Origin of the sequence: Flavobacterium esculini (assembly GCF_048284325.1) — a bacterium.
Taxonomy (GTDB): domain Bacteria; phylum Bacteroidota; class Bacteroidia; order Flavobacteriales; family Flavobacteriaceae; genus Flavobacterium.
In genome coordinates this window covers 77,126-89,241 of record NZ_JBLVPI010000011.1, presented here as the reverse complement: position 1 = coordinate 89,241, position 12,116 = coordinate 77,126, and the positions used below count along the sequence as shown (strand labels likewise).

Here is a 12,116-nt window from a genome sequence, read left to right as displayed (position 1 = left end):
TCCTTACGGTTTCCCGTAAAAGGGCAATATTTTTTCAATCAATTTTTAATTTATTTATTTCTCATTTTAAAATACCGGTTGGTGTTTTTTTATTGCTATTTGACATTTTAGTATCTTTCTGATAGCAATTAAAAGGATAGGTTTGCTTTCTATGTTTTATTTTAACCAACCCACTATAATGTTTAAAAAGAAATCCCTTTTACTGGTATTACTATTCATTTCCTTTGTTTCTTTTGCTCAAAAAGTAGCGAAGCAAAACAGTTCCTTCTCTATTCAGGAAGAGTGGAGCATCTTGCCGATAATAAAGTAATTTTGATAGTTTTTACCGTTGCCGAATATTTGTTTTACCGTAAAAATTTATTAAAACAAAATGACTTTTTAATATAAATATAGTTTTTACCGTAAAAACCTTCCGACTTATCAATTTTACCGTAACTATTATCTGTTTTACCGTAAAAAGCATTCGAAATAATTGTTTTTCCAGAGAAATAACTATTTTTCCATGAAATTTATTAAAAATTGATTGCAATTAAATAATTGTTTTTCCATATTTGTATTAAATTTTAATTGTTTTTCCAGAGTAATAATTGTTTTTCCAAAAATATAGATTTGCATGGAACAAAAAATAGGGTTTTCTTGGTTGAAAGAATTTTATAAATTGAACAAATGTTCTTTGAAGCATCAATCCTTTATTGGAAAAAAGGATGGAATAGAAATGACTTCGAAAGGTGTCGTTCTTCAAGTATTTAGATCCAGTAAGTTTGCTGTTGAAAACAATCCGCTGGAACACCTTGTTTTTGGGCTGAAATACGACTATCTTGATTTTCATCTATTAAAATCAGTTTTCAAAAAAATTCCTGAAAAAGAAATAATTGTTTTTATAGGCAATTCTCCCTCAGGAATATACTCTAAAAAAATTGGTTTTCTATTTGAATTTCTGATGAATAAATCGCTGGAAATAGATCTTGATATTTCTGGAAATTATATTGATTTATTAGACGAAAAAAAATATATCGTCGGAAAAACGGTTAAGAATTCTAAATGGAAAATCAACGACAACTTGCTGGGAACTCCAGAATTTTGCCCAATTGTTAGAAAAACAATCGAAATAGAAAATTTTCAAAATATTGATATTTTAGCTCAAATAACGCAATTACGGAAAGAGTATCCGTTAGATATTTTTAATCGAGCAACCAATTATTTATACGGAAAAGAAACAAAATCATCTTATGAAATTGAGCATGAAAAACCTTCGCCAAAACGCATAGAACGCTTTGTCTCCTTATTAATGAAAGCGGGAACAATTGGGGAAGAGGAAATGTTTGAAGAGAAAAACTTAACGCTTTTGCAAAATGAAATTGTAGATCCAAGATTTGCCGTAAAAAGCTATCGTAATTTTCAGAATTATGTGGGGCAATCACTTCCCAATTATTCGGAAATGCTACATTATATATGCCCTCCACCAGAACTGGTTCCTTCTTTGATGGATGGTTTAAAACAAGTTGCATTAAAAACGGGAACCACTTCAACATTAGTTCGAGCCAGTGTGTTGTCGTTTGGTTTTGTTTTTATTCACCCTTTTGAAGATGGAAATGGGCGGTTGCACCGATTTTTGATACACGACACCTTAGTTCGGGATAAAGTGGTTCCCGATGGTTTGATTATACCGGTTTCGGCACATATACTGAATAATCTCAAGGAATATGATGCTGTCTTGGAAGATTTTTCCAGAGAATTAATGCATATAATTGATTATGATAAAGATGATAAAGGAATAATTCAGGTTTTAAATTTAGAGGAAATAGAAAGCTATTACCGATTTCCTGATTTGACCGTTCAAACTTCTTTTTTAGGAAAAACAATTCAAGAAACCGTGATGACAGACATTCCGAATGAGCTTGAATTTATTATGAGATACGATGAATTGAGGCTTTCTATTCAGGAAATTGTTGATATGCCCGACAGAGAAATTCATTTGATGATCCAATTTTTGTATCAAAATAAAGGCGTATTCCCAAAAAGGAGAAGAAAAGATTTTGACAAACTAACCGATGCTGAAATAGAATTGATGGAGAAAGAATATCAAACTATTTTTGAATTGTAAAATGGTAAAGTTATAGGTATTGAAAATTATTTTTATTGCCTAAAATTGCATTACAATCTTTCGCAATAGAAAATACCCGTTGGTGTTTTTTTATTGCTATTTGACATTTTAGTATCTTTCTAATAGCATTTAAAAGCATAGGTTTGCGTTCTATGTTTTATTTTAACCAACCAACCATAATGTTTAAAAAGAAATCCCTTTTATTTGTATTACTATTCCTTTCCTTTGTTTCATTCTCACAAAAAGTAGCGGAGCAAAACAGTTCCTTTCTTTATTCAGGAAGAGTGGAGCATCTAGCCGATGATAAAGTGATTTTGGTAGGTTCGGCATCGTCTGTTTCGTTTAATTTTAAAGGAAATTTGTGTTCGATTTCGTTACAAAGTCTTGAAGAACATCAAAATTATGTTTCATTAGAGTTAGATGGGACTTATATTGGAAGAGTTCGAATTGAAAAAGGAGCGTTGCAGTCCTTTCCCATTGTAATTTCCAAAAAGAAAAAAATACACCGTCTCACGATTTATAAAGCTACCGAAGCTACGAATGGCGGGGTTTTATTTGGTGGAACTACAGCCAAACTAACCCAAATCACTCCTGTAAACAAAAAGAAAATAGAACTCATAGGCGATTCCATTACGTGTGGATTTGGTAATGATATGGCAGCAATTCCTTGTGGAACAGGAGAATGGTACGATCAACATAATGCGTATTGGGCGTATGGACCTATCGTTTCTCGTAGTCTGAATGTGGATTATGTGTTGAGTTCCGTTTCTGGATTTGGCATGTATCGCAATTGGAATGACGAGCATAAAGACCAAGCAATTATTCCCGATGTTTACGAAAATTTGTATTTGAATAAAGACTATTCTAAACCGTATGATTTTGCTTTTCAACCGGATTTGGTTAGTATTTGTTTGGGAACGAACGACCTTTCGGATGGAGACGGAAAAAAAGAGCGATTGCCTTTTAACGAAGAAAAATATGTTTCAAACTACATCAATTTTATCAAAACGGTTTATAAACATGCACCTAATACCAGAATAGCATTGTTGAACAGTCCAATGGTTTCGGGAGACAGAAATGTGACTTTAGTGCGCTGTTTGAAAAAAGTGATTCATGCTTTTGAAAATGATACCCAACACAAAACCATTGCCTTATTCGAATTCCAATCGATGAAACCAAATGGTTGTGGTTCGCATCCGGATATAGCGGATGACAAAATAATGGCTGACCAATTAACTCCTTTCTTTAAAAAAATACTAGATGAAAAATAATATAATTGCCTTTGTCCTTTTTCTAATTCTGTCTCATTCCGCTTTCGCAAATGTTACGCTTCCGAATGTACTTTCGGACAATATGGTTTTACAACGCAATTCCGAAGTTACGATTTGGGGTTGGGCGAATCCACAGGAAGAGGTCGTTATAACTCCAAGTTGGAATCATCAAGTGTATAAAATCAAAGCCAGCAATCAGGCCAAATGGGAAATAAATATACCAACTCCAAAAGAGGGCGGACCGTTTACGATTTCCATAAAAGGATACAATGAAATTGTATTGAAGAATATTTTGATTGGCGAAGTGTGGATTTGCTCGGGACAATCCAATATGGAAATGTCGGCTAGTTGGGGGATTGAAAACGGTGATGAAGAGGTAAAAAGTGCCACGAATCAGAATATCCGATTTTTTATGATTCCAAAATTAACGGCAACTGCACCACAAAATAATGTGTCGGGTAACTGGACGGAATGCACGCCGGAGACGATGAAAAATTTTAGTGCAACTGGTTATTTCTTTGCCAAACGGTTACAGGAACAGTTGAAAAATGTGCCTGTCGGTTTGATTGGTTCGAATTGGGGTGGAACGCCAGCGGAGATTTGGATGCCAGAAGAAGTCATTCAAAAAGATACGGTTTTAATGGAAAGTGCCAAAACCCGAAAAGAAGAAAGATATGGGCCAAACCAGCCGGGACGTGCTTTTAATGCGATGATTTATCCTTTGGCGGGATTTAAAATTGCAGGTGTGATTTGGTATCAAGGCGAATCGAATGTGGGTTCAACGGTTTATGATAAAACCTTTTCGGCTTTAATTACTTCTTGGAGAAAATTGTGGAATTACGAATTCCCGTTTTATTACGTTCAGATAGCCCCTTATAAATATGGAGAAAATCATTTTGGAGGTGCTGAAATTAGAAATGCACAACGCAAAGTATTGCAAGAAGTTCCCAATACCGGAATGGCGATAACCAGCGATATTTCTCCTATAGATGACATTCACCCAAAAAACAAGAAATCAGTTGGAATAAGATTGGCGAATTTGGCTTTGGCCAATACGTATAAAACCAATTCGGATGTGGTAAACGGACCGCTTTACAAAGCAATAAAAACCGATAAAAATAAAGTTGTTGTTGCTTTCGATAATGCTGACGGACTTTATTTTAAAAGTAAAAAATCAAATCAATTTGAAATTTCCGGAACTGATAATGTGTTTTATGAGGCTGAAGCTGTGATTAAAAAAAATACAGTGATTTTAAAATCGGATAAAGTAGCGCATCCTGTCAAAGTTCGTTTTGCATGGACAAACACGGCACAATCAGAGTTGTTTAATAAAGCGAATTTACCTGCTTCGTCATTTGTGAGTGAATAAAAAAGGCGCAGTTTTCAGTTTCAGCTTTCAGTTTCTCCGGATAGTTATTGGGACAGTTTAGACCAAAAAGGATGTGGTTTTTAAATTGACTCGCTTTTTATAAATATTGTTAATAAAGCGAATAGCAATATGTGCAGACAATTATGAAAACTGTGACTGCGACTGCGACTGAAAACTATTTAAAAATCCAAAAGCTCTCGTGATGCCGCGTGAGGGATAGAAGCCTCGTAGCGTAGCGGAGAGATAAAGCCGTATAGCCCGACGCTTTTCCTGATTTTTTTTTCAGGAAAAGGGTCACGCCCAAAAATTAAAAAACCAAACCAAATTATGAACACTAAAAAATTAATTACTGCGGGGATTTTTACCCTGATTACCATTTCAATGATGAATGCACAGAAAAAACCACATTTAGATAAGACGAAACCGACTGAAGAACGCATTGATTTGTTGATGAAACAAATGACGCTGGAAGAAAAAGTAGGGCAGATGAACCAGTATAACGGCTTTTGGGAAGTGACCGGACCGGCGCCAAAAGAAGGGAATGCCGAATTGAAATACAAACATTTGCGTGACGGTTGGGTAGGATCGATGCTATCTGTTCGTGGGGTGAAGCAAGTGAAAGCGGTGCAGAAAATTGCAGTGGAAGAAACGCGTTTAGGGATTCCGTTGATCATAGGATTTGACGTAATTCACGGGTATAAAACCTTGAGTCCAATTCCGCTGGCAGAAGCTGCGAGTTGGGATATGGAAGCAATAAAGAAATCGGCTCAAGTGGCTGCAGACGAAGCTTCGGCCGTTGGAATTAACTGGACTTTTGGTCCAAATGTTGATGTTTCGCATGATGCGCGTTGGGGTCGTGTGATGGAAGGTGCGGGTGAAGATGCGTATTTGGGAAGCAAAGTGGCAATTGCCAGAGTTACGGGCTTTCAAGGTGATACAAGAGCAGATTTGGCCAAAGTAAATACGATTGCGGCTTGCGCCAAACATTTTGCAGCCTATGGTTTTGCCGAAGCAGGAAGGGATTATAATACAGTAGATATCAGTAATTCAAGGTTGTATAATGAAGTCTTGCCACCGTTTCATGCCGCTACAGAAGCTGGAGTTCGTACGTTTATGAACTCCTTTAATATCCTGAATGGAATTCCTGCAACGGGAAACAGTTTCTTGCAAAGAGACATCCTGAAAGGGAAATGGAATTTTGATGGATTTGTGGTTTCAGACTGGGCTTCGGTTCGTGAAATGATAGCGCATGGATTTGCTAAAGATGGTGCAGAAGCGACTCAAAAAGCAGTAATTGCGGGTTCTGATATGGACATGGAATCGTATTTGTATGTGGTTGAATTAGCAAATTTAGTTAAAACCGGTAAAGTAAAAGAAGCTTTGGTTGATGATGCAGTTCGCCGAATTCTAAGAGTGAAATTTGAATTGGGATTGTTTGATGATCCGTATAAATATTGTGACGAAAAGCGCGAAAAAGCAACTATTGGGAGCAAAGCTAATATTGCTGGTGTTTTGGACATGGCCAAAAAATCAATCGTGTTGTTGAAAAATGAAAAAAACTTGCTTCCGCTACAAAAATCAGGACAAAAAATTGCTTTAATCGGTGCTTTGGCAAATGATAAAAACAGTCCGTTGGGAAGTTGGAGAATGGCTTCAGATGATAATACAGCCGTATCCGTTTTGGAAGGAATGCAACAATACAAAGGGAATCAATTGACTTTTGAAAAAGGAGCGGATTTGACGGTTGGGAAAACAGCTTTTGTGGATGAATTGGTTTTCAATACGACTGATAAAAGCGGATTTGATGCTGCCAAAAAAGTGGCTGCCGGTGCTGATGTGGTGGTCATGGTTTTAGGAGAACATGGTTTTCAATCCGGAGAAGGACGCAGCAGAACGAATCTTGATTTGCCGGGTGTACAACAGGAATTATTGGAAGAAATTTATAAAGTAAATCCAAATATTGTTTTGGTTTTAAACAATGGGAGACCATTGGCTTTGCCTTGGGCAGCGAAACATATTCCAGCTATTGTTGAAGCTTGGCATCTGGGAACACAAACCGGAAATGCAGTGGCTCAGGTGCTTTATGGCGATTACAACCCAAGCGGGAAATTGCCTATGTCCTTCCCGAGAAATGTAGGTCAATGTCCCATTTATTACAACAATTACAGCACAGGAAGACCAACTAATGGGGATGGAAATGTGTTTTGGTCTCATTATACAGATGTGGAGAAAACACCACAATTTCCTTTTGGTTTCGGATTAAGCTACACGACTTTCGACTATAAAAACCTGAAAATTAATAAACCCGCTTTCGCAAAAGGGGAATCGGTTGTAGTTTCAGTAGACGTTACCAATACTGGAAATTATGACGGAAAAGAGGTGGTGCAATTGTACATTCATGATGATGCTGCAAGTTTAGCCAGACCGGTAAAAGAACTAAAAGGCTTTGAATTGATCAACTTGAAAAAAGGAGAAACGAAAACCGTTATATTGACATTAACCGATAAAGAACTTGGTTTTTATGACAATGACGGAAATTATTTGATTGAATCTGGAACTTTCAAAATCATGGTAGGAGGAAGTTCTGACAAAGGGTTGGAAAGTGGTTTTGAGTTGAAATAAGTCCTCCCCTCCCGATCCCGAAGCGTCGGGACGGGACTCTCCGAAGGAAAGGGTGAAGTAATGGTTACACCGCTAGCGTCGATTTTAATAAATTTCCCCGACTTGTTATTAAAACAGGTCGGGTTTATTTGCATTATATACTTATGAATGCGAATTTTACCAATTATAAAATTGAAAATCAAATCTTTAAATTGATACAATGAAATACAACAGATGTGGGAAAAGTGGTTTATTACTGCCACAAATTTCTCTTGGCTTATGGCATAATTTCGGTTCAGTGGATAATTTCGAAAATGGGGAAAACATAGTCAAAGCCGCTTTTGACAAAGGAATTACACATTTTGATTTGGCCAATAATTATGGCCCGGTTCCGGGTTCTGCAGAAACTAATTTTGGTAAAATACTGAAGAATAATTTTCAGGGAAACCTGCGCGATGAAATCGTAATTACAACCAAAGCCGGCTACACGATGTGGGACGGTCCTTATGGAGACTGGGGTTCCCGAAAATATTTATTATCAAGTTTAGACCAGAGCTTGAAACGTATGAATTTGGAGTATGTGGATATTTTTTATTCACATCGTTTTGATCCGGAAACACCTTTGGAAGAAACCATGATGGCGCTTGATTATGCTGTACGAAGCGGAAAAGCATTGTATGCAGGAATTTCTAATTACAATGCAGAACAGACCAGAGAAGCCACCGAAATCCTAAAACGATTGGGAACACCTTGCTTGATTCATCAAGTGAAATATTCGATGTTTGTTCGCCAGCCTGAAGCTGGTTTATTAGATGTTCTGGAGGAAAAAGGAGTCGGCTGTATTGCTTTTTCACCTTTGGCACAAGGACTTTTAACGGATAAATACTTGAAAGGGATTCCTGAAAATTCAAGAGCTTCCAATCCAAATGGCCATTTAAGAACGGATGAGGTTTCGGAGGAAAGAATCCAGAAAATTATACAACTGAATGCCATTGCACAGCAAAGAAATCAATCGTTAGCTCAAATGGCTTTGGTTTGGTTGTTAAAAGACAAGCGAATCACTTCGGTTTTGATTGGCGCGAGTTCTGTTGGTCAATTGAACAATAATATTGACAGTTTGCAGAATTTGGATTTCTCCGCAGCAGAATTAGCCGAAATTGAAAGTATTTTGGGATAATAAAAAAGGGAGCAATTTTTAAATTTGCTCCCTTTTCTTTTTAAAGTTTGGTATTATTTAGGCGAAATAATCGCTGATAATCCTCCTCCGCTTGCTAAATGAAAAGTCATTTTGGTAGTCGAATCAATGGTTATTTTTTCTCTTTTGTAATCAACTGCTGCTTTTTCGGCATTTAATCCATCTGTAAATAAATCGGCTTCAAAAGTTTTTCCTTTTTCTAAAAAGGAGAAATCAATTGTCACTTCTCTAGCATCCCAATTGGTTATAGCGCCTAAATACCAATTAGTGCTTTTTTTTCTGGCTAAGACTACAAATTTCCCTACTGAACCATCTATAGCTACTGTTTCATCAAAAGTCGTTGGAATTTTAGCAATAAAATCAGTGGATTCTTGTTCCTTCATATAAGCCGTCGGACTGTCGGCCATCATTTGCAAAGGTGCTTCAAAAATGGTGTATAAAGCCAGTTGATGACATCGGGTTCCTTGACTTTCAGGGTTGGAATGACTTGGTTTGAATTCTGATTTTGTGGCGTTTCGCATTGCTCCAGGCGTATAATCCATTGGGCCTGCCATCATTCGAATAAAGGGAATCGAGCAATCATAAGTGGGAACATCATCGTTTGGTGTCCATTTATTATTTTCAAGACCTTTTACGCCTTCAAAATTCAAGATATTGGGAAAAGTTCGTTGTATTCCCGTTGGTTTGTACATACCATGAAAATCTAAAAGCAATTTGTTATCGGCTGCTTTTTGGGCAATATCATAAACCGAATTGACCATTTTAGCATCATCTCTATCCAGAAAATCGACTTTGAATCCCTTAATGCCCATAGAAGAATAATTCTTGAGAACACCGTCTGTGTTTTTAGTCAAAGCCATCCAAGAACTCCACAATATAATACCCACATTTTTGTCTTTTCCATAACTGATTAAGGCTTTCAAATCGACATTTGGATTGTGTTCCATAATATTGTCTTCCAGACTCCAGCCTTCATCAAGAACGATGTATTCCACTTTATTTTTGGACGCAAAATCAATGTAGTATTTGTAGGTTTCCGTATTGATTCCCGCTTTGAAATTGATGTTGTAAATGTTCCAGTCGTTCCACCAATCCCAAGCTACTTTTCCGGGTTTAATCCAACTGATGTCTTTTATTTTAGAAGGTTCGGATAATTTTTGAACCATATCATTATTGGCTAAATCCTTGTCATTTTCTGAAATAACCACAATTCGCCAAGGGAAATTTCGAGTTCCTTTTGTTTTTACTAAATAATCGGCTCTTTGAGTAATTAGTCTATTGATATTATTGAAACCACCGTTAATTTCCTGCACTGGATATTTAGGAAAGCGGGCTTCAAAACCGGATTTAGAATTGGTATTAGTCACAAACAGGCCTGGATAATCCTCAAGATTTGCTTCCAGAAAAACGGCTTTTTTACTATTTTTAAAATCAACTAAAAAAGGTAAAAAAGCTAGTGTATCTTTAGCAAATTCACTGATTTTTTTATTCTCGTAATGTGCTTCAAAAGAAGAAATATAAGGGTCTTTTGGATTCCTTAAATCGCGGACATAAGGCATAAGAGAACTGTAATCTTTGTCAAAATTCAAAACTACTTCTTCTGATTTTACGGTAATAGCACCTTTCTTTTTAGTGCTAAATCGATACGCAACACCATCATCAAATGCACGGTATTCAATGCTATAGTCGCCTTTGAAATTTAAAATCAATTGATTGTAATTGTTCTCAATTGATTTCTTTTTGTATAATGGTGATTCAAATTGCGTTCTTATACTTTCTTTTTTAGCATTTAAAAAGATTGGTTTTTTTCCTAATATTTCTCCTTCACTTAATGTCATAGACATAGGCGAAGCAATTAGTATATTGTCTTTTTCGTGGACAATTGTCCAAGCAATTTTATCAGAAAGAGCAATGTTGATTTCAATTTTTCCGTTTGGTGAAACTAATTGGAAGTTTTGTTTCTTTTGTGAAAAAGTAACACCAAAACAGAATAGTGTAACTATTAAAGTTATTATTTTTTTCATTCGATTAGATTTAAGATCCTGCGATTTTAATTTTTAAACTAACTATTTTAAAAATTATTTCAATTTCAAATTATACATTTTTACTAATTCCAATGTCAATTTATCCGAAGAAAATACCGAGTTCAAACCCTGAGGCTCTTGTGGAGGATCGGCAGTAAAAGGGTCTCCGATATTCCATTTTCCAGTAGTATTAACGGCTTTTCCTTCGCCACCAAAACCCCAGAAATTAATCCCTTGTAACGTCTCATTATTGTTGTGACTTTTCAATAATCTTTCAAAAAAAGCTTTGTAAAATGTATTTCTATCCACTACCGAGGATTTAGGCAGTAGATTTTCGTTTGCTCTAGGCAATCCAAATTCTTCAATTACTATGGGTCTGCCTAATTTTTTGGCTGCTTCAATATGTTCGTTGATGTATTGTGTTGCTTTTTCGATAGCGATTGGTAAAGTAGCTTTCGCATCATCAGCCTTGAACCAATTCCAGTTTTTCGGCCAAATGTGCATTGTCAAATAATCAATTTTCGGATTCGTATGTGTACGTTCAAAAGTTGCCAAATCATCATTCGAGCCTGCTTTTCCTTCAGAACCTGTTGAAATCAAATGATTGGGGTCTAAACTATCAATCAAATCAACCGTTTTGTTCAACCAAATCGTGAATTTCTCTTCATTTTCAATACTAAGAACGCGGGGTTCATTGCCTACTTGCCAAGCCATAATCGTATTTTCCTCGGTATATTTTTTATTAGTGTAGGCATTTGTTCGGCCCAAAATATACTTGATATGATTTTCAAAAGCCATCATGCACGGTTCACAACTGTGGTACTGCTTCACAAAATCCATAAATTGTGGCCAGGTGTTGGGTTTTATATTCGGATTCGGAATTTTTCCGTAGCCATTCCATTCTAAATATTGCGACATACCGCCAGACCATTCCCAGTTGTTGTTGAGGTACAAAACCGCATACATATTGCGTTTTCCCATTTCTGCAATCAAGAAATCCAACCCATCCAATAAATCGGCATTGTATTTTCCCTGTTCGTATTGCAAAGCCGGACTAACGGTATAATCATACGTTCCGCCATCCGCACCCACTAAAATTCGAAGATTGTCAATACCGTTTTTCTTCATTAAATCCAGTTCGCGAAGCAGCCTTTTACGATCACCCACTTTTTTGGAACCCAGTAAACTGCCATACCAATAATTGGTGCCAACATACGAATACGGTTTATCACCTTTGTAAAATTGTGTCCCTTTTACAGTTATTGGCGCTTGTTTTTGTGCTGAACAAACAGTTGCCGAAACACAAATAGCGAGCAGCATTATCTTTGAAACTAAATTCTTCATATTTTTTTATTTAGGAGCTATTTCCAGCTATTCGTTGCAATCTTTTATTTTTTAAAGAAAAAAATAAAAGGATTTCCACTGCTATCTGGGCTAGGCATTTGTTATAAAGGAACGATGATCTTATCCATTTGTCATTCTGATAAAGGAGTAATTTAAACTCCAATAGGATTTAATCTATTATGTAATTGCTAATCTAAGGTATTTTGGA

Annotated in this window: 7 protein-coding genes; 5 read left to right on the top strand and 2 right to left on the bottom strand. The window is 36.3% G+C overall.

Annotation, left to right across the window (positions count from 1 at the left end; translation table 11 throughout):
- The first annotated feature begins 613 nt into the window (after positions 1-613).
- The 5 genes from ACNQGG_RS10900 (at position 614) to ACNQGG_RS10880 (ending at position 8,522) form a co-directional block, all read left to right on the top strand.
- On the top strand, positions 614-2,104 hold the full coding sequence (locus ACNQGG_RS10900) for a Fic family protein (RefSeq protein ID WP_417963897.1): 1,491 nt from the start codon (positions 614-616) through the stop codon (positions 2,102-2,104).
- Between the two features lie 179 nt (positions 2,105-2,283).
- Positions 2,284-3,375: an SGNH/GDSL hydrolase family protein gene (locus tag ACNQGG_RS10895; RefSeq protein WP_417963895.1), complete on the top strand. Its 1,092-nt coding sequence runs from the start codon at positions 2,284-2,286 to the stop codon at positions 3,373-3,375.
- Positions 3,365-4,744 (top strand): sialate O-acetylesterase, encoded by a 1,380-nt coding sequence (locus tag ACNQGG_RS10890; RefSeq protein WP_417963893.1) that lies wholly within the window; start codon positions 3,365-3,367, stop codon positions 4,742-4,744. Before ACNQGG_RS10895 ends, ACNQGG_RS10890 begins: the two co-directional genes overlap by 11 nt.
- A gap of 327 nt (positions 4,745-5,071) precedes the next feature.
- Positions 5,072-7,366, top strand: a complete 2,295-nt coding sequence (bglX, locus tag ACNQGG_RS10885; RefSeq protein WP_417963891.1) for a beta-glucosidase BglX — start codon at positions 5,072-5,074, stop codon at positions 7,364-7,366.
- A 199-nt stretch (positions 7,367-7,565) separates the two neighbouring features.
- Complete coding sequence (locus tag ACNQGG_RS10880) at positions 7,566-8,522, top strand: aldo/keto reductase (protein ID WP_417963889.1); 957 nt, start codon at positions 7,566-7,568, stop codon at positions 8,520-8,522.
- A gap of 53 nt (positions 8,523-8,575) precedes the next feature.
- On the opposite strand, the gene ACNQGG_RS10875 is transcribed toward ACNQGG_RS10880, so the two are convergent.
- Together ACNQGG_RS10875 and ACNQGG_RS10870 are read right to left on the bottom strand one after the other, a co-directional pair.
- Entirely contained in the window at positions 8,576-10,564 is a 1,989-nt protein-coding gene (locus ACNQGG_RS10875; protein ID WP_417963887.1) for a glycoside hydrolase family 97 protein, read from the bottom strand.
- Positions 10,565-10,618: 54 nt separating this feature from the next.
- The gene (locus tag ACNQGG_RS10870; protein WP_417963885.1) at positions 10,619-11,908 is read right to left on the bottom strand and encodes a glycoside hydrolase 5 family protein; all 1,290 of its coding nucleotides are present in this window, start codon (positions 11,906-11,908) and stop codon (positions 10,619-10,621) included.
- Positions 11,909-12,116 lie beyond the last annotated feature (208 nt).